We start from the raw sequence: 24396 nt of genomic DNA on the forward strand, positions 1-24396 counted from the left end.
CACCCACTCACCCTGTGGGGGTCCCCCCCCCCCCCCCTCCCCCCGCCCGCCCCCCCCCCCCCCCCCCGCGGGGGGGGCGGGGGGGGGGGGGCCCCCCCCCCCCCCCCCCCCCCCCACCACGATGCGCCTACTGCTGCGGCGGCCACCCTTGGCCGGGCCACTGCTGCTGCGGCGGCGGCTGGTGCGGCTGCGGCTGCGGCTGCTGGTACGGCTGTGCAGGCGGTGCCTGGGGCGGCCAGGCACCGGGCGGCTGCGGGGAGTTCCCCTGGGGCCAGGGCCATGCCTGGTGCTGCGGCTGCCCGGCCGGTTGGGCGCCGTACGCGCCGTAGGAATGGCCGCCCGCGGCAGGCTGCGGTTCGTGCACGGGGTATCCGTGCACCTGGGGCGGCAGGGCCGGCGCGGGTTGATCCGCGACAACCGCGGGCTGCTGCGGCGGTACCTCGGCGCGCGGGGGCAACGGCAGGTCGGCCAGAGGCTGGTTGCTGAACCGCCCGAGCTTCACGATGTTCGGGTTGCACACCGCGGTATGGGTCTTGACGGATCCGTCCGCGCCGCGCTCCACGAAGACGAGGCTGAACTCCGCGAGCCCCTGCAGCTGCGTCGGTTCCAGCACGTACTCGTACACCCGCTGGGTCGTCGTACCGTCGCTGGTGCTGACGGTCGTGCCTTCGGTGTGCGACGTCGACTCGTTGGTGCCGTGGGTCGTGGTCACACTCCGGTTCTCCGACTCCGTGTAGCTGCCGCCGTCGCTGGAGCCGCTGGTGGTACTGGACGGGAAACCGAAGCCGCCGGAGTAGGTGCTGGAGGAACTGGTGCCCCAGTTCGTCCCCCAGGACCGCGAAGTGCCGACGGATGTCGCGGTGGAGGTGGAGGTCCCCTTCGTGACGGAGACCGAGTCGCTGACGCTCTCGCCGCGGGTGTCGGTCAGGGAGTGCAGGACGAAGCGGTAGTCGCGACCGAGGAAGTCGGCGGCGACACCGGCTTCCTGGTGGTTGCCCAGTCGCATGAACGCCACGGCACCGCCACCGATCATGTCGCGCGCGGTCTCCCGCAGATGAGCGTGCATGACGGTCAGCTGCGCGCCGCGCCACTCGCAGACACGGGCGAGCTGCTCCAGGTGACGCCTCTGCACCTCATGCTCGCCGAGAGCCACCACGACGGCCGGCGCCTGCTCTTCGAGTGTCGAGAGGCGACGCGCCACGCTGAGGATGGCGAGGTCGGTGAGGAGTTCGATACTGGCGCTGCCCGTCGTCCGGTCGAGGCTGAAGCACGTGAGGTAGCCGGGGCCCCGCCCCGCACGCTCGGTGCCCAGCTGCGCCAGCGGCTGGACGAACGACTCCAGTCGCATGAGTCCTTCGCGTATCTGGTCCTTGCTCTTGTCCGTGAGCAGATCGTCGGATATGCGGTTGCGCTCGGCACGGGTCAGGCTGCCACTGTCGTCGAGATCCCCGAGCAGTGCCCGCAGGCCGGCGGCGATCCTGGCCGGCGTGACGTTCTCACCGAGGGCTTCACAGAGCCGGTTGAGGATCCGGCTGTCCATGCTGCGGCCTGCCCGCGTGGCCTCCGACGTGTCCCCGTAGACGGCTTCGACCAGCGCGTCGACCAGCTCGTCCGGCCGAAGGCCGTCGATGATGCTGCTCTGTGTCTGCTGGCTGGGCAGCAGCTGCACGTCGACGGGGGCGCCCATCTGGGCGGTGAGGACCGACAGCTCCCGGCAGATCTGGGCCTGTGTCAGGTCCAGGACGATCAGCGGGCGCTCGCGCAGCGTCGACGCGCCGAAGACGGTGAGGAAGCCTTCCCGGCTGCGCCGCGTCCCGCCGAACACGTCGAGACGCGCGTTTCCGACCCCGACCGGAAGGGCGCCCCAGAGATCGAGCCCCCGGATGCGCTGGTCCTCGGTGTACTCGAACTGGGCCTTGGCGTGGGTCCACGCCGCCGACTCGTACTGGTACCGCTGCGCCAGCTCGTTGCGGACCTGCCCCACCTTCTCTTCGGCCGTCGTCGCCGCGCCGCCGGACAGCGTGTGGACGAGGACGGCGCCCACGGCGCTGACGGCTGCAAGGACGAAGCCGGGCGTACCGGCGAACATCGCGACCACCAGGAAGAACGCGGCGAGACCGCCGCCGACCTTCAGCGCGTTCCCCTTCCGGTCCGCGGTGTTCAGCCGGGCGGCCCGCGCCCTGTTCAGCAGCATCTCGGGCACGTCGGCGGCTGTGGGCGGCGGCTGGGTGAACGCGTGGCGGTGGGCTTCCGCGTCACGGTAGACCCAGCCGATCCGCTGTCCCGGGTCGAACAGCCGGACCAGCGGCTCCGCTTCCACGTGTGGTTCGTTGGGTTGAACGGTCATGACATGGGCTCCTGGTCGGGCGCGGTGCTCAGCGGACTGCCTCGGCGAACTTCTCCAGTTCGCGGATGCGCCGATGCATCGGGGGGTGCGAGGACATGAGGCGCGCGGCGAGGGGCTCCTCCCGCCTCTCGACATCGTCGCCCTGCCAACCGCTCAGCACCGCGTGCAACATCGGGCCGTAGCCGAGTTCCGCGGCAGTTCGGTCGGCACGCAGTTCGGCCGCGCGTCCGGCCCAGGCGAGCAGGTACGGCGTCACGAACACGATCAGAATCGGCGGGAACGAGACCGCGATGCCGATCACCACGGCCACGAAGACGAGACCGACCAGGCAGCCGAGGAGCGGAAGGACCTGCGTGACGACGGCGACGAGGAGGAACACCATCTGAGCCAGGAACTTCGCGAGCTTGCCCGGGAGGGAGTACCACAGGCCGAGCAGACCGGACCAGGCGTGCCCTCCGAGATGGTGGCCGAGTTCATGGGCCAGGACGGCCGTCAGTGCCTCCGGCGGAAGCTTCTTCAGCGACCAACGGGTCACACCCACCATGTGACCGGCGGCGGCAGCGGCGTTGATCACGTCCTTCTTCTGGTCCTCGATCCACAGTTCGTACGCCGCCGGATTCTTGATGTTCGCCCTGTGCATCACCTCGTCCCACAGCGGGCGCAGCACGGCGAGTTCCGCCCCGGTCGGTTCACGCCACTTGAGCACCGCCTTCGCGAACAGCCTCTCGGTGGGGCGGAAGAAGACGAGTGCGCCGGAGGCCACCCACGCGACGATGAAGGCGACGTCGACCCCGGCGGGCATCAGCGAGGAGATCAGCCACACCACGAGGAGGCTGCCGAAGAAGTTCGGCAGCATCAGCACGAGGGTCGTCAAGGCCGTCGCGTCGGCCCGGCGGCGGACCCGCTGGACGTCGGCGTGCGGGTCATGGCCGGGCACCGGCGCGTATCCAAGGGCTGGAGGCGCTGCGGGTGCCTGAATCGGGGCCTGCTCCGGCGCGAACCCGGGTTGGGGAGCGAACCCTTGAGCCTGCTGCCCGTACGGCGGGGGCTGCTGGGGAGGGAAGCCGGGCTGGGGGCCGTATCCGGGCTGGGGCTGGGCCTGGGCCTGGGGTGCGTACTCGGGCTGCGGCTGGGCCTGGGGTGCGTACCCAGGCTGAGGCTGCGGCTGCTGCGGTGCGTACCCAGGCTGCTGCGGCTGCGGTGCGTACCCGGGCTGCGGCTGGGCCTGAGGTGCGTACCCAGGCTGCTGCTGCGGCTGCGGTGCGTACCCAGGCTGCGGCTGAGGCCCGTATCCGGGCTGGGGTCCGTACCCGGGCTGTGGGCCATATCCAGGCTGAGGCCCGTATCCGGGCTGCGGCTGGGCCGGCGGCTGGGCCTGGGGCGGGAACGCCTGAGGCGGCTGCCCGTGCTCCTGGGGCGGCTGCGGTACGTACTGCGGTGGCGGACCGTATCCCCCTTGCTGTGGCGGGGGCTGGGGCGCGGGTTGGGGCTGCTGCCCTTCGCTCGACGCGTACGGATCCGTCGGGTGACTCACCAAGGTTCCCTTTCAAGGACGCGGCAGGGCAGCGGCGGTGCCACCCGGGCGCGTATGCGAGGGCCTCGGACAACTGCGTGTGCGCGACCAGTTGGGGACGGACATGTCGAGTCCCGTCCCCATCCCCCGGTAACAGCAGTCGCACTGGCCTTTGAAGAAAGCCCCATCGTTACCCACTCGAACAGACGCTGTCCACTTGCAGAGTTGACGGGTGCCGAACCGAGCCGCGCCCTGTCCGAGACCGTCCTACGGCCGGGTGGCCGACACCTTGCCCCCCACGTCGTCACCGGCGATCGGCGGGGCGTCGCGGTCCGGCGCGCGGTCGACGTCTCGTGGCGCGCGAGTCATTGGACACACAGGGGGCATAAGGTGGAAATGACTACATTTCCACCCTTCTCGATTTCGTCTGCCCGGGCAGAGGACCAAAACCGTCCCTGGCTCCATGGGTGACGGGAGCCGCCCTATGCCCGTCATGGATTCCGCCCCGATGCTGCGGGCCCTGCTGCGCGCCTCGCATCAGGCCACCTTCGAGCAGCTTCCCCGCCTCCTGACCCTGCACGCCGACCGCGCAGGGCTGAACAACGCCCGACTCTTCGTGACCGACCTGCAGGAAGAGGTCCTGCGAGAGGTCACGGGCGTGGGACAGGACGCCGGCAGCGGTGGCAGCGAGCTGCCCATCGACTCCACCCTCGCCGGCCGCGTCTTCCGGACCGCGCAGGTCCTGTCCACGAACACGGCAGGCACGGTCGACCACTGGCTGCCCGTACTGAACGGGACCGAGCGTCTCGGCGTGCTACGCCTGACACCCGCGATGCCCGTGCACACGGTCGAGCAGGAGGCCATGAACGACCTGGCCACCCTCCTCGGCCTGATCCTGGTGACCAAGAGGCCGACCAGCGACTCCTACGCCCGCCTGACGCGCACACGGCGCATGGCCGTCAGCGCCGAGATGCAGTGGACGCTCATGCCCGCCCGCACCTTCGTCAACGACCGGGTCACCATCGCGGCGCAGATGGAGCCCGCCTACGAGACGGCGGGAGACGCCTACGACTACGCGCTCGCCGGGGACACCGTCCACATGGCGGTCTTCGACGCCATGGGCCATGACATGGCCGCCGGCCTGACCGCGACCCTGGCGCTCGCCGTCTGCCGCAACCTCCGGCGCCAGGGCGCCGACTTCGCCGAGATGTGCGACGCCGTCGAGGCCCTGCTCCTGGACCAGTTCCACCACGACCGCTACGTGACAGGAATCCTCGCCGCCCTCGACCTGACCACCGGTTCTCTGCGGTGGGTAAGCTGCGGCCATCCGCCGCCGCTCCTCATCCGCGCGAACCGGCGCGTCCTCCACCCGGACCATCCCGCGCACCACCCGCTGGGCACAGATCTCGGGCTTCCGCTGGTCGTCGCCCGCACCCAGCTCCAGCCCGGTGACAGGGTCCTCTTCTACACGGACGGCATCACGGAGCCGCGCGACGCCGAAGGCCGCGAATTCGGGGTCGACCGATTCACCGATTTCATCATCCGGCACCAGTCCGCGGGACTGCCCGTCCCCGAGACACTGCGCCGACTGGTCCACGCCGTCCTCGACCACCACCAAGGCACCCTCGACGACGACGCCACCGTCCTGCTCTGCGAATGGCACGGCAACACCGACCGGACCGACGAACTCGCCGACGCCCCCGTCCCTGACATCTATCCCAGCTGACAGGCGGCGGGGTGACTCTCCGGCGTGTGCGTTTTGGGTACAGATAAATCAGGAGGATTCTCCGCAATACGGATAGATCGGAGAGGCGCGATCATGACTGAATTCGACATCTGGGGCTACCACCCGAACGCGGGATACCAGCAGGGCACCGACATCATCGGCTACAAGGTCGAGGCGACGGACGGCCATATCGGCAAGATCGACAAACACTCGGAGGACGTCGGCTCCTCCTACGTCGTCGTGGACACCGGCGTGTGGATCTTCGGCAAGCACGTCCTGTTGCCCGCCGGGACGATCAAGCTGATCGACATCGCCGAGGAGACGGTGTACCTCAACCGTACGAAGGACGAGATCAAGGACGCCCCGGAGTACGACGAGGCCCAGCAGGCCGGGGAGCCCGGCTACCTGGACCAGTTCGCCCGGTACTACCGCCAGGCCCACATGTAGGAGCCGCGGCCGGGAGAGGGCGACGAGAAGGGCGCCCTCCTCCCGGTCGGCGCGCGTCGCGGCACCGGATCAGGGCGCCACCGACGAGAAGGGGCTCTTGTCGAGTCGGTCCAGGAGTTCGGCCGGGTCCTGGTAGACGGCGGCGGCGCCCGCCTCCTCCAGGTCCTGGCGCGGGATGCCTCCGCACAGCACCCCCACGCACGTGACACCGGCCGCCGTGGCGGCCTTCATGTCCCACACCGTGTCCCCGACGAACACCGCACGCTCAGGCGGCACCCGCGCCAGCTCCAGGGCTCGTCGCACAGGTTCGGGCGCGGGTTTGCCGTCCTCGACGTCGTCCGAGGTGGCCGTCTCCATGATCGCGTCGTCTGCGTCGATCGCCCTGCGCAGAGCCCTGAGTTCGTCGTCCGTGGCAGAGGTCACCAGTAGGACGCTCCAACCCTCGCGCGCCAGGGTCCGCAGCAGCTCGGAGGCCGAGTCCAGGGCCGGCAGGCGGTCGAAGTACGTGGCGTAGAGGGTGTCGTGTGCCGCGCTCAGGCGGTCGTCCTGCGTACGGTCACGGCCCTCACCCAGGACGTGACCGAGCAGATCCTCGCCGGGCAGGCCGACAGCGCGGTGGATGGCGTGCATCGGGACGGAGTGCCCCGCCTGGCGCAGGGCCTCCCACCACGCCGTCACATGCAGGTGATTGGTGTCGGCGAGAGTGCCGTCGACGTCGAACAGCGCTGCCCGGCTCATCCCGGCCTCCCTCACAGATCCCGCAAGCCGGGCAGCAGCTTCGTCTCCGCCCAGTCCAGGAAGGGTTGTTGTCGATCGCCCCCGATCTGGACGAGGGCGACCTCGGTGAACCCGGCGTCGACGTAGGCGCGTACGGCCTCGACGAAGGCCTGCACATCGTCGCCGCAGGGGATGGCCTCGGCGACGTCCTCGGGACGGGTGTGCGCGGTGGCTCGGGCGAAGCCCGCCGGGCCGGGCAGCTCCGCGTTGACCTCCCAGCCGCCGAGCGACCAGCGGAACTGCGCGTGCGCCCGATCCACCGCCGTGGCGCGGTCGGGGTCGTAGCAGACCGGGAGTTGGCCGACGGACGGCTTTCCGCCGCCACCGTGCGCGACGAACGCCCTCAGCAGGCTCTCGTCCGGGTCGACGGCGACCAGCACGTCCGCGAGGCGTCCGGCGACCTCGCAGGACCGCTCTCCCGAGACGGCGATGCCGATCGGAGGCGGGGTGGGGGGAAGATCCCAGATCTTGGCGTTCTCCACGTCGAAATACGTGCCGTGGTGGCTGACGTACCGGCCGTCGAACAGCTCGCGAATGAGGCCCACGGCCTCCTCCAGCATCTCCAGTCGGACGTGGGCGGCGGGCCAGCCGGTCCCGACGATGTGTTCGTTGAGGTTCTCGCCGGAACCGAGTCCGAGCCGGAAGCGGCCTTCGCAGAGCAGCTGCATCGTGGCCGCCTTCTGCGCGATCACCGCGGGGTGGTAGCGGAACGTCGGGCACGTCACGAACGTCATCAGAGGGATGCGCGAGGTCGCCTGCGCCGCCGCGCCCAGGACGCTCCACGCGTACGGCGCGTGCCCCTGGGAGTCGAGCCAGGGGAAGGAGTGGTCGGAGATGACGGAGAAGTCGAAGCCCGCGCGCTCCGCCGCGACGACATGGGACACGAGCTCCCTGGGTCCGGCCTGCTCGGTCATCATGGTGTAGCCGATTCTTACCATATCGTGCGGTTTGCCGGAATCTCCGTGCCGAAACCCCCGCCCCAGGGCGTCAGCCTCTCCGTGCTGGATTCCGGGTGGATTCAGTGGTGAGCACGGAGGCGGCCCGTACCCCTCCCGGGACAAGCTGTGACCACACCAAGCGGGTCCGGCGCGACAGACCGGGCCACCGAGAACCACGACCCACGGGAGCGACCATGGCCGGCACCACGAACACGGCGTACGAAGGATTCTCGGCCGAGGAGCGGGCCGCGATGAAGGACCACGCCCAGGAGATGAAGAGGGCGTCGCGACGCGCCTCGCAGGCGGACAAGGCCGCAGAGGCGGAGCAGAGCGTCCTCGAGAAGATCGCCGAGATGCAGGACTCGGACCGGATCATGGCCGAGCGCATCCACGCGGTCATCACGGCCAACGCGCCCGTGCTCGCGCCGAAGCTCTGGTACGGCATGCCCGCCTACGCGCTGGACGGCAAGGTCGTCTGCTTCTTCCAGAGCGCGGAGAAGTTCAAGGCGCGCTACGCGACGCTCGGCTTCAGCGACCAGGCCCGGCTGGACGAGGGCCCGATGTGGGCGGCCGGCTTCGCGCTGACGGAGGTGACCCCCGAGGTCGAGGAGCGGGTCGCCGCGCTCGTGAAGCAGTCCGTGAGCTGAGGCTCGCCCCTCGGGGCACCGGAAGGGTGGCCCGTCGCGGAGTCGGGGACCCCGTCGGGAACGTCCCTCAGGGATGTCCGTCGGAACGTCCGTGAGGGCCGTCCGTCAGGGATGTCCCTGACGGACGGCCGTCGCAGACAGATCTCGGCCATGCTTCTCGTCCCGAACCCACGCACCCTGTCCCCCTGCAGTACCCGGCGCTAGCCTGCGACGCGGGTCGCGTCACCGCGATCCGGCGGCGCGTCCCGCCGCTCCGGCCCGCCCCGCCGACCCGTCGCCCGCCCGACCTTGCACCCGCACGGATGAGCCCCGTCAGCTCCTCGGCTCCGCCTGCGTGGTCGGAACGGCAGGTCGTCGGACAGTGGGCTGATCATGCGTCAACCACTCCGAGCAGGGAGCCAGATGGGTAGTCACCTGGTCCTTCGATGCCGACGGGCCGTCACCGCCGTGGCGCTGGCAGCGACGACAGCACTGGCGCTCCCGGCCACGGCGGCCCACCCCGCCACACCGGTCACCGCCCTCCCCGCCGAGGCGCCGGTCACCGCCGTCCTTCTCCCCGCCTCCCCACACCGCGCGTTCGATCCCGACCCCGCCCGGGCGAGCCTGAAGCGCCTGCTGCCCTCCCGGGCCTCGCAGTTCACGCTCGTCCCTGTCCCCCGACCGGCCTCCGGCGACTACTTCACCGTCTCCGGCGAGCCCGGGGCTATCGTCGTACGGGGCACCTCGCCGGCCACGCTGCTCACCGGTGTCGGCTGGTACCTGGAGCACGTCGCCGGTGTCGACATCGGCTGGCCGGGCGACAGCGTCGGCCGCCTGCCCGCCACCCTCCCGGCGGTCGAAGGCGAGATCACCCGCTCGGCGAGCGTGCCGCACCGCTACGCCCTCAACGACACCGACGAGGGCTACTCCGGCGCGTACCGGGACTTCGCCTCGTACCAGCGCGACATCGACCTGCTCGCGCTGCACGGCGTGAACGAGGTCTTCGTCCCGACGGGCGCCGAGCACACGTACTACGAGACGTTCCAGCACTTCGGCTACACCGACGCCGAGTTGCGCGCGTGGATCCCCGGTCCCGCCCATCAGGGCTGGTGGCTGCTGCAGAACCTGTCCGGCTTCGCGGGCCCGGTCTCGCGGCAACTGGTCGACGCCCGCGCCGATCTGGGCCGCCGGATCGCCGACCGGCTGCGCGCGTTGGGCATGACCCCTGTCCTGCCGGGCTACTTCGGCACGGTGCCGCCCGGCTTCGCCGAGCGCAACCCGGGCGCGGCCACGGTGCCCCAGGGCAACTGGGTGGGGTTCGAGCGCCCCGACTGGCTGGATCCGACCGGACCGGTCTTCGACCAGGTGGCCGCCACCTTCTACCGCGTGCAGCAACAGCAGTTCGGCGACACGGACATGTTCAAGATGGACCTGCTGCACGAGGGCGGCACCTCGGGACCGGTCGACGTCCCGAGCGCGGCCGGCGCGGTCCAACAGGCCCTGGACAGCGCGCACCCAGGCGCCACCTGGGTCATGCTCGGCTGGCAGCGCAACCCCTCGGCCGCCCTCCTCAGCGGGGTGGACCGGAGCCGGGTCCTCGTCGTCGACGGCCTCTCGGACCGGTACGACAACCTGGACCGGGACGTGGAGTGGGGCGGTACGCCCTACGCCTTCGGCACGATCCCCAACTTCGGCGGTCACAGCGGCCTGGGCGCCAACTCCGGCGCGTGGGTGAGCCGCTTCCACGCGTGGCTGGCCAAGCCCGGCAGCGCGCTGCGCGGCATCGCGTACCTGCCGGAGGCGACCGGGGGGAATCCTGCGGCGTTCGACCTGTTCACCGAGCTCGCATGGGGGGCCGAGCCGATCGACCAGAAGGCCTGGTTCGCGGGCTACGCCTCCCGCCGCTACGGCGGTGAGGACCCGCACGCGACCGCCGCCTGGGAGCAGTTGCGCCTCGGCCCGTACAGCATGCCCTCCGGCACCTGGAGCGAGCCGCAGGACAGCCTCTTCACCGCACGCCCGAGCCTGACGGCGACCCGCGCCGCGCGGTGGAGCCCCTCCGCGATGCGCTACGACGCGGCGCGCGTGGAGAACGCGCTCGTGGAGCTGCTCCAGGTGGCCCCGAAGCTGCGGACCACGGACGCGTACCGCTACGACCTGGTGGACGTGGCCCGCCAGGCGCTCACCAACCGCAGCCGCGTCCTCCTCCCCCGCATCAGAACGGCGTACGAGGCGAAGGATCTGGCCACCTTCCGGGCGCTGGTGAGCGAGTGGAACGCCGACGTGGAGCTGCTCGGCAGGCTGGTCGGCTCCGATCAGCGCTTCCTGCTCGGGCCCTGGCTCACCGCCGCCCGGTCGTGGGGGGCGGACTCCGCCGAGCGCGACCGGCTCGAGTACGACGCCCGCTCGATCCTGACGACCTGGGGCGATCGCGTGCCGAGCGAGGGTGGGCTGCGCGACTACGCCAACCGCGAGTGGTCCGGACTCCTCCAGGACCTGTACGGGCCGCGCTGGCGGGTGTACTTCGCGAGTCTCGACCACGCCCTGGTCAACGATACGGCTCCGGTCGCCGTCGACTGGTTCGCCGTGGACGACGCCTGGGCGCGCGGCCACGCCTCCTACGTGACCCGTGCGAGCGGCGACCCGGTCGCGCTGGCGGGCGAGGTCCTGGCGGCGCTGGGCCGACAGCCGTCGCGGTCGCAGGAATCGCCGCAGCCGCCGGAGTCGTCGCGGTCGCCGGAACAGCGGCCGTCGTCGCGGTCGCCGGAATCTCACCCGGTCTCGTCGGCACGTTGAACGTTTCCGCCTTCCCGCTCGTATTCACTCCCACAAGCTGGTCGGATCGGATCAGGTCGGATCGGGTCGGAACGCAAGGGGAGTGCGATGAGTGGAGTGGCACGTCGGACGGTCGTCTCGGCGGCGGGTGGCGCGGGCCTGGTGGCGGCGCTCGCCGCCTGCGGCGGCGGCACGGACGACAAGGCGGGCGGTGGCGGCGGTGCGGCGGACAAGCCGAACGAGGCCGGGGCGGCCCTGGCGAAGACGGCGGACATCCCGGTGGGCGGCGGCAAGGTCATCGACGGTCAGGGAGTGGTGATCACTCAGCCGAAGGCGGGCGAGTTCAAGGCCTTCTCCTCCAAGTGCACCCACCAGGGCTGCGCGGTCAGCGGTGTCGCCGACGGGGTCATCACCTGCCCGTGCCACCAGAGCAAGTTCGACGCGTCGGACGGCAGCGTCAAGGGCGGCCCCGCCACCGCTCCGCTGCCGCCGACCCCGATCCAGGTGAACGGGGACTCGATCACGCTCGCGTGACGCGTCGCGGGCTCTTCCAGCAGCGCAGCACCTCCTCGGTGGTGGCGATGGTGGAGACGAGCGCGAGCGTGTGACGGATCATCGCGGGGGTGTAGTCGGCCGGCACCCCCGCGATGGCGTCCCCGGGTACGACCACGGTGTATCCGAGGTTGACCGCGTCGAAGACGGCGTTCGGGATGGCCACGTTGGCCGAGACGCCGGTGACGACGAGCGTGCGACAGCCGAGGTTGCGCAGCAGCGGGTCGACATCGGTACCGGCGAGGGGCGAGAGCCCGTGCAACCGCCGTACGACCAGGTCCTGGTCGGCGACCTCGATGGGTTCGGCGATCCGAACCGCCGTACTTCCGCTGTGCTGTTGCACGGGCAGCCGGGCGGCGGCCCTGAACAGCCGGGCGTTGGAGTTGGCGCCGCGCCCGTCCGGCCTGCGCTCGGCGACGGCGTGCAGCACCTGCACATCGGCTTCGTGCGCGGCCGCGACCAGCCGGGCGACGTTCGCAAGCGCGCCCGACGAGCGGGCGGCGGTGGCCAGTTCGGGCAGGGCGCTGTTGCGGCCGACGACGCCCTGCTGACATTCGACGGTGAGCAGCACCGTTCCGGCCGGTTCGAGCTGCTCCTGGAGCTGTGCCCACTGTGTCGTGCTGGTCATGGTCTCCCCTGTCCCCCCGCACCGTTACTGGCGTACTCCGGGCGGGGAGGCTAGCCACCCTTGCCCCAGGAGGGAAGAGCGCCCATGATTTCTGACACTCCATCAGAATCGTGGAAAGGGGCGGACGATGACCGTCGCACAGCGCCGTGGACGCCGGATCATGATGACCCCGGACGAGCTGGACAGCTTCCTCACCGAGCAGCGCACCTGCCGGGTCGCGACCGTCTCCGCGGACGGCCGCCCCCATGTCGGCGCTCTCTGGTTCGTCTGGGACGGGACCTCGCTCTGGCTCTACTCGATCACCAGGAGCCGCCGTTGGGCGGAGCTGCGCGCCGATCCGCGGATCGCGGTGGTCGTCGACGACGGCGTGGAGTACGGAGAGCTGCGCGGCGCCGAGCTGTCGGGCACGGCCCTCTTCGTCGGCGAGGCCCCGCGCACCGGCGAGCCGTGCCCCGAACTCGACCTACCGGAAAGGCTGTTCGCCGCGAAGAACTTCGGCCTTGACGTGATGCCGCACGACGGCCGGCACGCCTGGCTGAAGCTGACCCCGGACGCCGTCGCGTCGTGGGACTTCCGCAAACTGGCGACCCTCTGAACGGACTCGACGGCACGCCGGAGCCTCGACGGCTCGACCACGCGCGACGCACCCGACGCACCCGAGAGGCTCAGAGGCTCAACGGACCCCCCACGCCCTGCAGCGCCTCGACCGCCGCGCGGATGGACGGCCGCCGGTCGGCGTCGCTGCGCCAGGTCGCGTAGATGTGCCGCTTCACCTTCTGCCGTACCGGCACGAAGGCGATCCCCTCCGGGGTCGGGCCGCGACCGAGGCGCGGGGTGACGCACACCCCGAGTCCGGCGGCGATCAGCGCGAGCTGGGTGTGGTGCTCCCCCGCGAGATGGGCGATGCGCGGCTCCATGCCCTGCGAACGCAGCGTGAACATGAGCCAGTCGTGGCAGAACTCGCCCTCGGGCCAGGAGACCCAGTCCTCGTCGCCGAAGTCGGTCAGGTCCACCTCGTCCCGACCGGCCAGCGGATGGCCGGCGGGCACGGCGACGTCCGCCGCGTCGTCCAGGAGGTGGGCGCGCTCAAGGCCTCCCGGCACAGGGGCCCGCTTGTTGCTCCAGTCGAGGACGATCGCGAGGTCGGCATCGCCCCGCAGCACCTCGCGGATGCCCTGCTCAGGCTCCAACTCGGTGGTCTTCACGCGGAGATCAGGGTGGGCGGTGCGCAGCGCGGCGAGGGCGGCGGGCAGGAGCCCGCGCGCGGCCGTCGGGAACGCCGCGATCCGCACCTCGCCGACCACCTGTCCGCGCTGCGCCTCGATGTCGGCCTGGGCGAGCTCGACCTGCGACAGGATGCGCGCCGCGTGCTCGGCGAGCAGCAGACCCGCGTCGGTGAGCCGGACACCCCGGCCGTTCTTGGCCAGCAGCTGCTGACCGATCTCCCGCTCCAGCTTGGACAGCTGCTGCGAGACGGCCGAGGTGGTGACGTGCAGGCCGTCGGCCGCACCGCTGACCGATCCGTGCCGTGCGACGGCGTCCAGGGTCCGCAAGCGCTCCAGGTTCAACATGTAAGCAATACTAAGGGGAGAGCTTCATTTAATCTCGCTTGTTCTACGAGATCGGAGCGGCCACTCTGAGGGCATGAGCTCCGCGACCTCTCCCGCCGCCCGTCCCCGACGCCTCCCGCACCTCCCACGCCTGCTCGACTGGCGGGTGCGCTTCGGCGTGCTGGCCCTGATCTGGGGCTTCAGCTTCGTCTTCATCAAGGTCGGCACAGAGGGCTTCGCACCGTTCCAGGTGACCTTCGGCCGGCTGCTGTTCGGTACGGCGGTGCTGGCCGTCGCGATGGTGGTGAAGCGGGAGCGGCTGCCGCGCGGCCGCCGCACCTGGCTCCATCTGACAGTGGCCGCGTTCCTGCTCAACGCGCTGCCGTTCTCGCTCTTCTCGTACGCCGAGCTCACCATCCCCTCGACGCTCGCGGGGATCTGCAACGCCACGACACCCCTGTGGGGCATGGTCCTCTCGCTGGTCGCGCTCTCCGAGGACCGCCCGACGCGGGTCCGCGCGGCGGGGCTCGGGATCGGCTTCATCGGCGTCCTGACGGTGCTCGGCGCCTGGCAGGGCTTCTCCGGGCTCGACGTCACGGGCACGGCGATGGCCCTGCTCGCCTCCTTCAGCTACGCGGTCGGCTGGATCTACGTCCGCCGCACCCTGGCCGGCACGGGCGCGTCGAACCTCTCGCTCGCCGGGTCCCAGGTGGGCCTTGCGACGCTCCAACTGGCCGTCGTGACCCCGATGTTCACCTCCCTCCCGTCGTCGGTCGAGGTCCTGCCGCTGCTCGCCGTGATCGCCCTGGGCGCGCTCGGCACGGGGTACGCGATGCTGCTGCAGTACGGCGTCGTGGCCGAGGTCGGCCCGACGACGGCGTCGATGGTCACGTACTTCATCCCGGTGATCGCCACGGCGGCCGGCGTCGCCCTCCTGGACGAGCAGCTCGCCTGGAACACCCCGGTCGGCGCCGCGATCGTCCTCGCCGGCGCGGCCCTGACCCAACGCCGAGCCCCGGCGAGACACCCGAAGGCCACCATCCACGCGACCACCCCGGCGCAACCGACCCCAGCACGGACACCGGGACCGACCCCCACACCCGCACAGCCCCCGACCCCGACCCCCGCATCCGACCGCCGGCCCGCAGGCCGCCCCTAGGCACCCCTGGACGCCCGTGGACGCCCCCGGACGCCCCGGACGCCCCTACCCCTCAGCCGTAACTCCTGGCCGGCACCGGTCCCGAAGCGATCGCGACCGCGTCGGCCAGGGGCTCGATGTCCGCCTCCCGCAGTCCGGAGACGGTGAGCCGGACGGCCGGCCCGGCGTCCATGCGGAAGCGGGCGCCGGGGGCCACCGCCCACCCCGCGCCGAGGAGGCGGGTCACGGCACCGGTCTCGTCGAAGACCGGGACCCACACGTTCATCCCGCTCCGCCCGTGCGCCTCGACCCCGCGCCGTTCCAGGGCCCGTACGAGCCCGTCGCGCCGCTCCGCGTACGCTCCCGCGACGGCCGACGCGTCCACCGCCCCCGTCGCCCACAGATGCGCGACCGCGCGCTGGAGGATCCTGCTGACCCAGCCGGGGCCGAGCCGCTGACGCCCGAGGACACGGTCGACGGTCTCGGCGTCGCCGGTCAGACACGCGACCCGTAGATCCGGCCCGTACGCCTTGGCCACGGACCGTACGAAGGCCCAGTGGCGGACCACTCCTGCCAGCGGGGTCAGCGGCAGGTCGACGATGCCGTGACCGTGGTCGTCCTCGACGAGCAGCACGTCCGGGTGGTCCGCGAGGACGCGGCGCAGCGCGGCGGCGCGCTCCGCGCCGACGGCCGCGCCTGTCGGGTTCTGCGCGCGGTCGGTGACGATCACCGCACGCGCCCCGTCCCGCAGCGCCCCCGCCACCGCCGCCGGCAGCGGCCCTTCGTCGTCGACCGCGATGGGCACAGGCCGCAGCCCGAGTGCCGGTACGAGATCGAGGAGGCTCCCCCACCCGGGATCCTCGACGGCGACCGCGTCACCGGGCCTGAGGTGGACCGCGAGGACCCGCTCGATCGCGTCGAGCGCTCCCGAGGTGACGGCGATCGGCCCGTCGGGGACCCCGTCCGCGTCCAGCGCGGCGCGCGCGAGCCGCGCGAACTCCTCGTCCACGGGCGCCTCCCCGTAGAGCCCGGGCCGTTCCGCCTCGCGCCGCGCGGCCTCGGCGAGCGCCGTACCGAGCGGCGGAAGCAGCTCCGGGTCGGGGTTGCCCCTGCTGACGTCCCGTACGCCCTCCGGCGCATCGACCCGGATCGAGCCGCGCGCCGTCGTCGCGGGCCGCGCCCTCACCCGGCTGCCGCGCCGCCCGTCCGTCTCGATGACCCCACGCTCCCGCAGGGTCCTGTACGCGGCGGCGACCGTGTTCGGGTTCACCCCGAGCGTGACCGCCAACTCCCGCATGGGAGGCAGGGCGCGGCCCGGCTCCAGGGCACCCGTGGCGACCCCGCGCTCGACGCTCGCGGCAATCTCCGATGCGCGACGACCTTCGATCCGATACTCTCCTAGCACAAAGAACATTATGCACTAGTGCAATGGAGAACGCCATGACCGCCATGCCGGAGTCCTACGAGCCGACCGAGCGGACCGTCCCGACCCGCGGCCGCGGCCGCGCCTCGTACGACCGCGCGCTGGTGCACTCGATACTCGACGAGGCGTACGTCTGCCACCTCGGCTTCGTCCGCGACGGCGCTCCCGTCGTGCTGCCGACGCTCTACGGCCGGATCGGCGAGCGCCTGTACATCCACGGCTCCACCGGCTCGCGCCCGCTGCGCACGGCGGGCTCGGGCGAGGAGGCTCCCGGACTGCCGGTCTGCCTGACGGTGACCCACGTCGACGGCCTGGTCCTGGCCAAGTCGGCGTTCCACCACTCGATGAACTACCGCTCGGTCGTGGTCCACGGCACCGCCCACCAGGTCACCGACCCCGAGGAACTGCGCACCGCCCTCGACGCCCTGGTCGACCAGGTCGTCCCCGGCCGCGCCGACGACTCCCGCCGTGCCTCCGCCAAGGAACTGGCCGCGACGGCCGTCCTGCGCCTGGACCTCGACGAGGTCTCGGCCAAGCTCCGCACGGGCGGCCCGAACGACGACCCGGCGGACGCCACGCTCCCCCACTGGGCCGGTGTGGTCCCGGTTCGCAAGACCTACGGGACCCCGATCCCGGCGGACGACCTGGACCCGTCGATCCCCCTGCCCGCCTACCTCACCTCCGCCTGAGGACCCACCATGCTGATCCACCCCTGGGACGCCGCCCGGGACTCCGAGGAGTGGCGGGACTGGCTGTCCCGCCACGACTTCGGCCAGCTCGCCGTCAACGGCCTGCCAGGCGAGCCGCCGTGGGTACAGCCGATGCACTTCAGGTACGACTCCGTGCCCGGCCCCTACGGGCAGGTGCTGGCCCATCTGGCCCGCCCCAACCCGCTGTGGCGGGCGCTTGAGGAGAACCCGACGGTCCTGCTGAGCGTGGTCGACGACTACGCCTTCGTCCCCGGCCCCTGGGCGGCCCCCGAGGGTGCCCCGTCCGAACACGGGACCCCCACCTCCTTCTACGCCGCCGTCCAACTGCGCTGCACGGCCCACGTGGTCGACGACCCGGCGGAGAAGGCGGCACTCCTGGAGCGCCAGGTCGCCCACTTCCAGCCGGAGGGCGGAACGGCCCCGGTCGCGCCGGGCGAGGCCCCCTTCGGCCGCCTCCTGCCGGGCCTCCGGGGGCTGCGCCTCGACGTGACCGACGTCCGGGCCAAGTTCAAGTACGCGAACCACAAGCCGGAACCGGTCCAGGACGCGATCGTGGCGGGCCTCACGACCCGCGCCGCCCGAGGCGACGCCGAGGCAGCGAACCACCAGGTCCGCCGGCGCTCCTAGGGTGCCGCGCGCCCCCACCCACCGGGCCGGACTACGCCGTGACGGCCCGCCGCCGCACCGCCGCTGCCGACCGCGCCTCCGCCCAGGCGAGCCCGGTCACGGCCACGAGCAGCAGGAAGGTGCCCACGACGGTCGCGGCGGCCAGCTCCTCCCCCAGCACCGCCACCGCGATCACCGCCGCGCTGACCGGCTCGAGCAGCATGATCACCGACACCGTCGCCGCCTTCACCACCGCCGCACCCGCGAAGTACAGCGCGTAGGCGAGCGCCGTCGGCACCGCCGCCACGTAGACCAGAAGCCCGAGCACCTCCCACGGCTGCCCGGTCTGCGGCAGCAGGCCCCCGGGGGCCTCGACGGCGGCCATCGGGAGCAGCCCGACCGCGCCGATCGCGAAGGCCCACGTGGTCGTCGACAGCGCGTCCGAACCGCCCCCGTCGCGGCCGAGCCACCGTGTGAGCAGGGTGATCGCCGCGTAACCGGCGGCCGAGAGCACCGCGAGAGCCACCCCGAGCGGCCTGACCTCGCCGCCCTCGCCGCCGAGGACGAGCACGCCGAGACCCGCGAGCGCGCCGGCCACGGCCGCCGCACCACCGCGGCCGAGCCGCTCGCCCATGGTGATCCGGGCGCCGAGCGCGATCAGGACGGGCCCGGCGCCGAGGGTGACGACGGTGCCGACCGCGAGCCCGGTGGCTTCGACGGCGGCGAAGTAGGCGCTCTGGAAGAGGGTCAGCCCGATCCCCGTACCGAAGATCCGGATCAGCCGCCGCCGACGCGGCTCCGCCACCACGACCGCAGGGCGGCGGGACCGGGACGAGGACCGGGTACGGCTACGGGTGCGGGATCGCAGGGCGAGGGCCCCGAGCAGCAGCACCAGGCCGCCGACGCAGCGCCAGAACGAGAGCGCCAGGGGACCCATGTCGCTGACCCGGAAGATCAGTGAGGCGGCGGCGCCCGCGGTGCCCCAGGCGATCCCGGCGACGATCAGATAGAGCAGACTCCGCCCGACGGCAGGCATGGCTGCCGTGGGCGCGGAGGAGGACAAGGAGGAATTCGACACGTGCTTCTCCGTGTGAAGACGGGGTGGTGTGGTCGCTCGACTCCGCACGCGGGCAGCGACGAACCGCTCGGGGACTGCCCGAGCCCGGTCTTCGTCAGGGGGTGCCGCCCGCGCCTAGGCGGCAGGAGGCGGAAGCACGGTCGAATGCATGATCGGCACCTTACGGGGCGGTCCGACGGCCCGACAACTCCGCTTCGGGAGCACGCCCGTCGGCACCCGCCTCGCCGTTCGTCTCGGATCCGGCGACCGGCTCGGCCGAGGCCGCCTTCGGCGTCGACGACTGCGCGATGAACGCGCCGACGAGCACCACCGCGCCACCGATGATCTGCGGCGCCTCCAGGTGCTCACCGAGCAGCACCCAGGCCAGGACCGTCGCGATCACGGCCTCCAGGCAGGCGACGACACCGGCCACCTGCGGCGAGAGCCGACGGACCGAGACGACGCCGGTGACGTAGGCGAGGACGGTGGCGATGAGCACGATCCAGCCGAGCAGCAGCCAGGCGGGCGCGCTCGTACCGTCGAGGTCGGCCGTACCGGCAAGCACCGACCACTCCATCCCCCACGGGCGGGCGACGACGGTCAGGACCAGGGCGCCGAAGAGCAGTCCGTAGGCGATGACGCCCAGCGGGTCGACCGGATCGGCCTCGTCGCCGCCCTGGTCGGACAGGACGAAGTAGCCGACCTGGCAGCAGGCCGCGCCGAGCGCGAGGAGGAGTCCGAGCAGGTCGAAGCTGAGCCCGGACCAGATCTGGACGACGCACGCGAGGCCGCCGACGGCGAGGACGACACCGAGCGCGGCGGCGCGGGTGACCGGCCGCCGCTGGACGAAGCGGACCCAGCCGAGCACGAGGGCGGGGGCGAGGTACTCGATGAGCAGCGCGACACCGACCGGGATCCGGGAGATCGAGGCGAAGTAGAAGGCCTGGACACCGGCGACGGCGAGGAGGCCGAAACCGGCGAGCAGGGCGGGCTTGCGCCGCAGGAGGTCGCGGTGGCGCCAGGCCACCGGCAGCATGACGAGGGCGGCACCGGCGACCCGGAGCCACACCACATGGAGCGGGTCGAGTCCCGCTTCGATGAGCGGCTTCGCCGCCACACCTGAACCACCGAATGCGAAGGCCGAGGCCAGGGCGAGTCCCAGGCCGGCGCTTCTCCCCTGAGACGCGTGCATCCGGCCATCATGACAGGACAGCGTCAGGAGCGTCACCCCCGTCACACCTGTTGAGACAGCTCCCCTATCCGGTCGGTGAGAACGCGCGGATCGACCCCGGCCCTGCCGAGCACCTCGACGGCTCGGCTCTCCGGATCCGCGGCGATGACGGCCAGGAGGTCGAGGCCCCTGGCGCGCTGGTCCCCGCGCAGCGCGGCCCGCTCCCAGGCGCCGTCCATCGCGGCGGCGGCCGTCGGCGACCAGCCGGCCGCGGCGGCCGCCGCGTCCCGTACGACGTCCAGGGCGCCGGAGTCCTCGACGGAGCCCCGCCAGCGCAGGCCGTAACCGATCGACCGCTGGACCAGATAGCCGAGCACCCGCGCGAGCTGCGGCGCACCGCCCTCGAAGGCGGCGCCGACCTCGGGGTCGGACTCGATGAGCGAGTGGAGCAGATGGGCGGTGTCGATCTGCCGGTCTCCGTCGCGCAGGGCTCGGCGGCGCGCGCTCGCCACGACCGTCGCGAGTTCGGCGGTGAGTCGGCCGAGTTGGATCTCGGGGCGGTGGGACACGGGCTGCTGCGGTACGCGTGGGACAGGGCTTTGCACCCTCCCACCTCATCAGCCTTCGGCGGCCGGAGCATCCCCGGCGAGAAGCATGTGCGCATCCCACCACAGTTGGGCACAGGCGAGCGGTTCCTCCTCCTTACGGAGGAGATTGCGCCCGATCACACCCGAGGGGCGCGCGCCGCCTTGCTTTGCGCCCCGAATGCAACCACTAGGCCCTCCCGTTTCGTCTCCTGGATATGTTCTGGATGGTCGCCCTGCTCGCACTCGACGGGCGGCAGTACGTCTACCGCGTGTACGCGCCGCGGGACGCACTGCCGGCCGATCTCTTCTGGGCCGCGTTCCACTGCCATGACGAGGGCGGCGGTCCGCGCGCCTCCGACTGGTTCGACGCGGCGCAGATCTGGTGGATCGGCGATGTCGAGGAACTGACGGTTCATCAGTATTGAATGTTCGCGGCCGCCCGGCTACGTTCCGCGACACCAGAGTCGGACGGAACCCGCGAAGGGGTGGTCGTATGGCCGAAGTCAGCGCTGAGGCACGGATCGAGGCGCCGGCCGAGAAGGTCTGGGCGCAGCTGACGGACTTCTCCTCGTACGGCGAGTGGAACGCCACCCACACCAACTTCCCGAACGGCGGCCCGACCACGCTGGAGGCGGGCGCCACCTTCGCGGAGAACATGAAGCTGATGGGCTTCCCCGCCGAGGTGACCTGGACGGTGGAGGAGCTGGAGACCGCGCGGGTGCTGGCCATCCGGGGCAAGGGCCCGATGGGGGTCGTCGTGGGCACGCGCTACTCGCTGGCGGCGGACGGGGACGCCACGACGGTACGGATCGACGGCGAGTTCACGGGTGCCGCCGTGTCCCTGATGGCGGGCAAGCTGAAGGACTCGGCGACCGCGGCCCTGAACGAGTCGCTCCGCAAACTGACCGGCCTGGTGGTCTGAGCCGACGGCCCCGGACACGCGCGAAGGGCCCCCGCGGCAATCGCCGCAGGGGCCCTTCGCAACGCCGGCAACCGAACATCCGAGGGCTCAGTCCTCGTCGGCCAGAATCAGATACAGCTTCTTACGGGATTCGTTGATGACATCGACGGCCTTCTGCCGCTGCTCGGCGCTGCCGGTCTTCCAGACCTGGCCGAACGCCTCCATCAGACCGAAGCCGGCCTGCCGGATCTCGTTGACGGCTTCCCAGTCGACACCGCGCCCGGCCTCCTCCCAGGGGGCCTCCGGCCCCGACTCGGCCTCGGTCCGGCCGGTCTCGGTGAGCGTGAACAGCTTCTTGCCGCCCTCGCTCTCGCTGGTGATCAGGCCCTCGTCCTCGAGGAGCTGCAGGGTCGGGTAGACCGAGCCGGGGCTGGGCTTCCACGCCCCGCCGCTGCGCTCGCCGATCTCCTGGATCATCTCGTAGCCGTGCATCGGCCGGTCCTTCAGCAGCGCGAGGATCGAAGCACGCACGTCACCGCGCCGCGCCCGCCCCCGGCCACCTCCATGACCGCGCCCACCGGGGAACGGCCCTCCCCGGAACGGCCCACCGCCGAACCCCGGCCCGAACGGGCCGAAGGCGGCACGCCGCCGCTCGTCATCACCGCGGAAGCCGCCCCAACCACGAGGGCCGGGTCCGCAGTCTCCATGTCCGTGTTCGTGTCCATGTGAACGCATCGCAACGCTCCTTCCATCGGGTTACATCATTGAACGATCGCGATGCCTCAACGATATATCGGAACAGTTCGTTTGCCAACCCGCTCGCCGAGCCGCGCTCCGCGCCGCCTCGCCACGCCTGGGCCGAATGTGAGTCGATCACTCGTGTGCACGCTGGGTATCTGGTTGGCTACGCCCTGGAAGGGATGCTCCCCTCCGGCTACCTCCGAGGAGAAGCGGCATGGCGACAGGCACCGTGAAGTGGTTCAACGCGGACAAGGGGTTCGGGTTCATCCAGCAGGACGACGGGGGCCCGGACGTGTTCGTCCACTTCTCCGCGATCCAGACCACCGGCTTCAAGGAACTGGCCGAGGGCGCCAAGGTCGAGTACAGCGTCACCCAGGGGCCCAAGGGGCCGCAGGCCGAGCAGGTCGTCACGATCGGCTGACCGGGAGAGCCGCGCCCGGCCCCAGCTCGGTCCGGGGCCGGGCGCGGTCCGTTCAGAACGAAGGCGGAGGAAAAATGCCAAGTCCGGGGCGGGCGCGAGCGGCAGACTGAGGCCCCATGACCGCTACGGATCCCAAGGCCGACCTCCACTTCTACCTCCAGTCCGCCCGCGACGCCCTGCTGTGGAAGCTCGACGGACTCTCCGAGTACGACATCCGCCGCCCGATGACGCCGACCGGCACCAACCTCCTGGGCATGGTGAAACACGCGGCGAGCGTGGAGCTGGGCTACCTCGGGGACACCTTCGGGCGCCCGTCCACCGAGTCACTGCCCTGGCTCGGGGACGGCGCCGAGCCCAACGCGGACATGTGGGCCACCGCCGAGGAGTCACGCGAGCAGATCGTGGGCCTCTACCGCCGGGCCTGGGCCCACGCGGACGCGACGATCGACGCGCTGGCCCTGGAGACGGTCGGCACGGTGCCCTGGTGGCCGGAGGGCAGGGACGACGTGACGCTGCACCACGCCGTCGTACGCGTCATCGCCGATACGCACCGGCACGCCGGGCACGCCGACATCATCCGCGAACTCCTGGACGGCGCCGTGGGGATGAACGAGGCGAACACCAGCATTCCGCCGGGTGACACGGCGTGGTGGGAGGGGTACCGAGGCCGCCTGGAACAGGCAGCCCGGGAGGCGGACGACAGGGCCGCCAGGAACGCCTGACGGTAGAAGCCCAAGGGGCTCGCTCGCGCACGCCCGCCGCGCCCGCACCCCCGGGCCCGGCCGGCGTGCGCGAGCCGTACCGACCTCCCGCCACCCACCCGGCTCCGATCGGGGCCAGTACTCCCGGATTGGCCTTGGCCTGCCGCTTTCCCGTCACGGTACGGTCCGGTCCATGCGGATCCGAATCGTCGACGCCTTCACCGACCGCCCCTTCTCCGGCAATCCGGCAGGGGTCCTCCTCCTCGACTCCTTCCCCGACGACCACTGGCTCCAGAAGGTCGCCGCCGAGGTCAACCTCTCCGAGACGGCCTTCGCCCATCCCCTTCCCCCCGGCGGCGACGCCGACTGGGCGCTGCGCTGGTTCACGCCGGCCGCCGAGGTCGACATGTGCGGCCACGCCACCCTCGCCACCGCGCACGTCCTGCACACCACGGGCGCCGCGACCGGGACCGTCCGGTTCTCCGCCCGCTGCGGCGTCCTCGGCGCGACCGCGGCGCCGGACGGCTCCATCACCATGGACTTCCCGACCTCGTCGCTGACCCCCGTCGAGGCCTCGGCCGATCTGGAGAAGGCCCTCGGTGCCGAGATCGTCTCGGTCCACGACACCGCGGCCCACATCGGCGACCTCGTCGTCGAGCTGCGCGACGAGGCCGCCGTACGCGCCCTGACGCCCGACCTGGCCGCTCTGGCCGCCTTCTCGGAGCGCGGTGTCGTCGTCACCGCCGCAGCCGAACAGCCCGAGCGCGGCTACGACTTCGTCTCCCGGGCCTTCTTCCCGCGCCTCGGCATCGACGAGGACCCGGTCACCGGCAGCGCCCACACCGCGCTCGCCCCGTTCTGGTCCGCCCGCTTCGGCCGCGACGACCTCACGGGGTTCCAGGGCGGCGCCCGTACCGGCATCGTCCGCACCCGCCTGCGCGGCGACCGCACCCTGCTGACCGGCGACGCGGTCACGGTCATCGAAGGCGAGCTGCACGCCTGACGGCCCGGCCCCCGGAAGCCGGAAAGGGGGCGTACGGGAAGATCCGTACGCCCCCTTC

The 24396-nt window shown here is 71.8% G+C and carries 25 protein-coding genes; 14 read left to right on the plus strand and 11 right to left on the minus strand.

Annotated features, from left to right (window positions below; translation table 11 throughout):
• Window positions 1-127: 127 nt before the first annotated feature.
• Both ACGFYP_RS28370 and ACGFYP_RS28375 read right to left on the minus strand, forming a co-directional pair.
• Complete coding sequence (locus ACGFYP_RS28370) at window positions 128-2347, minus strand: hypothetical protein (protein WP_393499233.1); 2220 nt, start codon at window positions 2345-2347, stop codon at window positions 128-130.
• Between the two features lie 28 nt (window positions 2348-2375).
• Window positions 2376-3284 carry a M48 family metalloprotease gene (locus ACGFYP_RS28375; RefSeq protein ID WP_393499236.1) on the minus strand — a complete coding sequence of 303 codons (909 nt, stop codon included), beginning with the start codon at window positions 3282-3284 and terminating at the stop codon, window positions 2376-2378.
• 1060 nt (window positions 3285-4344) lie between these two features.
• On the opposite strand from ACGFYP_RS28375, the gene ACGFYP_RS28380 reads away from it, so the two are divergent.
• Both ACGFYP_RS28380 and ACGFYP_RS28385 read left to right on the plus strand, forming a co-directional pair.
• On the plus strand, window positions 4345-5586 hold the full coding sequence (locus ACGFYP_RS28380; RefSeq protein ID WP_393499239.1) for a PP2C family protein-serine/threonine phosphatase: 1242 nt from the start codon (window positions 4345-4347) through the stop codon (window positions 5584-5586).
• 93 nt (window positions 5587-5679) lie between these two features.
• Complete coding sequence (locus tag ACGFYP_RS28385) at window positions 5680-6033, plus strand: PRC-barrel domain-containing protein (RefSeq protein WP_393499242.1); 354 nt, start codon at window positions 5680-5682, stop codon at window positions 6031-6033.
• A gap of 69 nt (window positions 6034-6102) precedes the next feature.
• Here ACGFYP_RS28385 and ACGFYP_RS28390 read toward each other — a convergent pair whose 3' ends face one another.
• Together ACGFYP_RS28390 and ACGFYP_RS28395 are read right to left on the minus strand one after the other, a co-directional pair.
• Window positions 6103-6771, minus strand: a complete 669-nt coding sequence (locus tag ACGFYP_RS28390; protein WP_393499245.1) for an HAD family hydrolase — start codon at window positions 6769-6771, stop codon at window positions 6103-6105.
• Window positions 6772-6782: 11 nt separating this feature from the next.
• Window positions 6783-7748 (minus strand): LLM class F420-dependent oxidoreductase, encoded by a 966-nt coding sequence (locus ACGFYP_RS28395; protein WP_393499248.1) that lies wholly within the window; start codon window positions 7746-7748, stop codon window positions 6783-6785.
• Window positions 7749-7942: 194 nt separating this feature from the next.
• Between ACGFYP_RS28395 and ACGFYP_RS28400 the strand changes: the two genes are divergently transcribed.
• From ACGFYP_RS28400 to ACGFYP_RS28410, 3 genes are all read left to right on the plus strand, one after another.
• Complete coding sequence (locus tag ACGFYP_RS28400) at window positions 7943-8395, plus strand: DUF1801 domain-containing protein (protein WP_361957064.1); 453 nt, start codon at window positions 7943-7945, stop codon at window positions 8393-8395.
• 402 nt (window positions 8396-8797) lie between these two features.
• Window positions 8798-11170 carry an alpha-N-acetylglucosaminidase gene (locus ACGFYP_RS28405; protein WP_393499252.1) on the plus strand — a complete coding sequence of 791 codons (2373 nt, stop codon included), beginning with the start codon at window positions 8798-8800 and terminating at the stop codon, window positions 11168-11170.
• A gap of 87 nt (window positions 11171-11257) precedes the next feature.
• Window positions 11258-11683 carry a Rieske (2Fe-2S) protein gene (locus ACGFYP_RS28410; RefSeq protein ID WP_361957058.1) on the plus strand — a complete coding sequence of 142 codons (426 nt, stop codon included), beginning with the start codon at window positions 11258-11260 and terminating at the stop codon, window positions 11681-11683.
• Here the strand turns inward: ACGFYP_RS28410 and ACGFYP_RS28415 are convergent.
• Window positions 11670-12329: a cysteine hydrolase gene (locus tag ACGFYP_RS28415; RefSeq protein ID WP_361957055.1), complete on the minus strand. Its 660-nt coding sequence runs from the start codon at window positions 12327-12329 to the stop codon at window positions 11670-11672. The genes ACGFYP_RS28410 and ACGFYP_RS28415 overlap by 14 nt on opposite strands.
• Window positions 12330-12456: 127 nt before the next feature.
• On the opposite strand from ACGFYP_RS28415, the gene ACGFYP_RS28420 reads away from it, so the two are divergent.
• Window positions 12457-12924, plus strand: coding sequence for a pyridoxamine 5'-phosphate oxidase family protein (locus ACGFYP_RS28420; RefSeq protein WP_393499257.1), 468 nt, complete (start codon window positions 12457-12459; stop codon window positions 12922-12924).
• Between the two features lie 70 nt (window positions 12925-12994).
• On the opposite strand, the gene ACGFYP_RS28425 is transcribed toward ACGFYP_RS28420, so the two are convergent.
• Window positions 12995-13900 carry a LysR family transcriptional regulator gene (locus ACGFYP_RS28425; protein ID WP_393499260.1) on the minus strand — a complete coding sequence of 302 codons (906 nt, stop codon included), beginning with the start codon at window positions 13898-13900 and terminating at the stop codon, window positions 12995-12997.
• A gap of 73 nt (window positions 13901-13973) precedes the next feature.
• Here ACGFYP_RS28425 and ACGFYP_RS28430 point away from each other — a divergent pair, with 73 nt between their 5' ends.
• A complete protein-coding gene (locus ACGFYP_RS28430; RefSeq protein WP_393499263.1) occupies window positions 13974-15038 on the plus strand; it encodes a DMT family transporter in 1065 nt (354 codons plus the stop codon).
• Between the two features lie 52 nt (window positions 15039-15090).
• Here ACGFYP_RS28430 and ACGFYP_RS28435 read toward each other — a convergent pair whose 3' ends face one another.
• Entirely contained in the window at window positions 15091-16422 is a 1332-nt protein-coding gene (locus tag ACGFYP_RS28435; protein ID WP_393499266.1) for an aminotransferase class I/II-fold pyridoxal phosphate-dependent enzyme, read from the minus strand.
• A gap of 35 nt (window positions 16423-16457) precedes the next feature.
• Between ACGFYP_RS28435 and ACGFYP_RS28440 the strand changes: the two genes are divergently transcribed.
• Window positions 16458-17129, plus strand: a complete 672-nt coding sequence (locus ACGFYP_RS28440; protein WP_393499269.1) for a pyridoxamine 5'-phosphate oxidase family protein — start codon at window positions 16458-16460, stop codon at window positions 17127-17129.
• Between the two features lie 9 nt (window positions 17130-17138).
• Window positions 17139-17777, plus strand: a complete 639-nt coding sequence (locus tag ACGFYP_RS28445; protein WP_393499272.1) for an FMN-binding negative transcriptional regulator — start codon at window positions 17139-17141, stop codon at window positions 17775-17777.
• A 31-nt stretch (window positions 17778-17808) separates the two neighbouring features.
• On the opposite strand, the gene ACGFYP_RS28450 is transcribed toward ACGFYP_RS28445, so the two are convergent.
• The 3 genes from ACGFYP_RS28450 to ACGFYP_RS28460 form a co-directional block, all read right to left on the minus strand.
• Window positions 17809-18792, minus strand: coding sequence for a DMT family transporter (locus ACGFYP_RS28450; RefSeq protein ID WP_393499354.1), 984 nt, complete (start codon window positions 18790-18792; stop codon window positions 17809-17811).
• Window positions 18793-18994: 202 nt separating this feature from the next.
• The gene (locus ACGFYP_RS28455; protein WP_393499275.1) at window positions 18995-20005 is read right to left on the minus strand and encodes a DMT family transporter; all 1011 of its coding nucleotides are present in this window, start codon (window positions 20003-20005) and stop codon (window positions 18995-18997) included.
• A gap of 41 nt (window positions 20006-20046) precedes the next feature.
• Entirely contained in the window at window positions 20047-20589 is a 543-nt protein-coding gene (locus ACGFYP_RS28460; protein ID WP_393499278.1) for a Clp protease N-terminal domain-containing protein, read from the minus strand.
• 197 nt (window positions 20590-20786) lie between these two features.
• On the opposite strand from ACGFYP_RS28460, the gene ACGFYP_RS28465 reads away from it, so the two are divergent.
• Both ACGFYP_RS28465 and ACGFYP_RS28470 read left to right on the plus strand, forming a co-directional pair.
• A complete protein-coding gene (locus ACGFYP_RS28465) occupies window positions 20787-20996 on the plus strand; it encodes a hypothetical protein (RefSeq protein WP_361678020.1) in 210 nt (69 codons plus the stop codon).
• Window positions 20997-21064: 68 nt separating this feature from the next.
• The gene (locus tag ACGFYP_RS28470; protein ID WP_361957025.1) at window positions 21065-21493 is read left to right on the plus strand and encodes an SRPBCC family protein; all 429 of its coding nucleotides are present in this window, start codon (window positions 21065-21067) and stop codon (window positions 21491-21493) included.
• 87 nt (window positions 21494-21580) lie between these two features.
• Here the strand turns inward: ACGFYP_RS28470 and ACGFYP_RS28475 are convergent, their stop codons facing one another.
• Complete coding sequence (locus ACGFYP_RS28475; RefSeq protein WP_393499283.1) at window positions 21581-22207, minus strand: PadR family transcriptional regulator; 627 nt, start codon at window positions 22205-22207, stop codon at window positions 21581-21583.
• A gap of 220 nt (window positions 22208-22427) precedes the next feature.
• Here ACGFYP_RS28475 and ACGFYP_RS28480 point away from each other — a divergent pair, with 220 nt between their 5' ends.
• From ACGFYP_RS28480 to ACGFYP_RS28490, 3 genes are all read left to right on the plus strand, one after another.
• Window positions 22428-22634: a cold-shock protein gene (locus ACGFYP_RS28480; RefSeq protein WP_393499286.1), complete on the plus strand. Its 207-nt coding sequence runs from the start codon at window positions 22428-22430 to the stop codon at window positions 22632-22634.
• Between the two features lie 116 nt (window positions 22635-22750).
• Window positions 22751-23356, plus strand: coding sequence for a DinB family protein (locus ACGFYP_RS28485; protein WP_393499289.1), 606 nt, complete (start codon window positions 22751-22753; stop codon window positions 23354-23356).
• Between the two features lie 172 nt (window positions 23357-23528).
• Window positions 23529-24338, plus strand: a complete 810-nt coding sequence (locus tag ACGFYP_RS28490; RefSeq protein ID WP_393499292.1) for a PhzF family phenazine biosynthesis protein — start codon at window positions 23529-23531, stop codon at window positions 24336-24338.
• The last annotated feature ends 58 nt before the right edge of the window (window positions 24339-24396 follow it).

It is taken from the genome of Streptomyces sp. NPDC048370 (genome assembly GCF_043200825.1).
Taxonomy (GTDB): Bacteria; Actinomycetota; Actinomycetes; order Streptomycetales; family Streptomycetaceae; genus Streptomyces.

Excerpts from the sequence above, each read along its gene's own strand:
- ACGFYP_RS28400 (WP_361957064.1), top strand. The coding sequence starts at position 7,943 with ATGGCCGGCACCACGAACACGGCGTACGAAGGATTCTCGGCCGAGGAG.
- ACGFYP_RS28430 (WP_393499263.1), top strand. The coding sequence starts at position 13,974 with ATGAGCTCCGCGACCTCTCCCGCCGCCCGTCCCCGACGCCTCCCGCAC.
- ACGFYP_RS28485 (WP_393499289.1), top strand. The coding sequence starts at position 22,751 with ATGACCGCTACGGATCCCAAGGCCGACCTCCACTTCTACCTCCAGTCC.
- ACGFYP_RS28445 (WP_393499272.1), top strand. The coding sequence starts at position 17,139 with ATGCTGATCCACCCCTGGGACGCCGCCCGGGACTCCGAGGAGTGGCGG.
- ACGFYP_RS28410 (WP_361957058.1), top strand. The coding sequence starts at position 11,258 with ATGAGTGGAGTGGCACGTCGGACGGTCGTCTCGGCGGCGGGTGGCGCG.
- ACGFYP_RS28490 (WP_393499292.1), top strand. The coding sequence starts at position 23,529 with ATGCGGATCCGAATCGTCGACGCCTTCACCGACCGCCCCTTCTCCGGC.
- ACGFYP_RS28390 (WP_393499245.1), bottom strand. The coding sequence starts at position 6,771 with ATGAGCCGGGCAGCGCTGTTCGACGTCGACGGCACTCTCGCCGACACC.
- ACGFYP_RS28480 (WP_393499286.1), top strand. The coding sequence starts at position 22,428 with ATGGCGACAGGCACCGTGAAGTGGTTCAACGCGGACAAGGGGTTCGGG.
- ACGFYP_RS28455 (WP_393499275.1), bottom strand. The coding sequence starts at position 20,005 with ATGCACGCGTCTCAGGGGAGAAGCGCCGGCCTGGGACTCGCCCTGGCC.
- ACGFYP_RS28425 (WP_393499260.1), bottom strand. The coding sequence starts at position 13,900 with ATGTTGAACCTGGAGCGCTTGCGGACCCTGGACGCCGTCGCACGGCAC.
- ACGFYP_RS28465 (WP_361678020.1), top strand. The coding sequence starts at position 20,787 with ATGTTCTGGATGGTCGCCCTGCTCGCACTCGACGGGCGGCAGTACGTC.
- ACGFYP_RS28370 (WP_393499233.1), bottom strand. The coding sequence starts at position 2,347 with ATGACCGTTCAACCCAACGAACCACACGTGGAAGCGGAGCCGCTGGTC.
- ACGFYP_RS28470 (WP_361957025.1), top strand. The coding sequence starts at position 21,065 with ATGGCCGAAGTCAGCGCTGAGGCACGGATCGAGGCGCCGGCCGAGAAG.
- ACGFYP_RS28440 (WP_393499269.1), top strand. The coding sequence starts at position 16,458 with ATGACCGCCATGCCGGAGTCCTACGAGCCGACCGAGCGGACCGTCCCG.
- ACGFYP_RS28380 (WP_393499239.1), top strand. The coding sequence starts at position 4,345 with ATGCCCGTCATGGATTCCGCCCCGATGCTGCGGGCCCTGCTGCGCGCC.
- ACGFYP_RS28415 (WP_361957055.1), bottom strand. The coding sequence starts at position 12,329 with ATGACCAGCACGACACAGTGGGCACAGCTCCAGGAGCAGCTCGAACCG.
- ACGFYP_RS28385 (WP_393499242.1), top strand. The coding sequence starts at position 5,680 with ATGACTGAATTCGACATCTGGGGCTACCACCCGAACGCGGGATACCAG.
- ACGFYP_RS28450 (WP_393499354.1), bottom strand. The coding sequence starts at position 18,792 with ATGCCTGCCGTCGGGCGGAGTCTGCTCTATCTGATCGTCGCCGGGATC.
- ACGFYP_RS28395 (WP_393499248.1), bottom strand. The coding sequence starts at position 7,748 with ATGGTAAGAATCGGCTACACCATGATGACCGAGCAGGCCGGACCCAGG.
- ACGFYP_RS28475 (WP_393499283.1), bottom strand. The coding sequence starts at position 22,207 with ATGCGTTCACATGGACACGAACACGGACATGGAGACTGCGGACCCGGC.
- ACGFYP_RS28405 (WP_393499252.1), top strand. The coding sequence starts at position 8,798 with ATGGGTAGTCACCTGGTCCTTCGATGCCGACGGGCCGTCACCGCCGTG.
- ACGFYP_RS28420 (WP_393499257.1), top strand. The coding sequence starts at position 12,457 with ATGACCGTCGCACAGCGCCGTGGACGCCGGATCATGATGACCCCGGAC.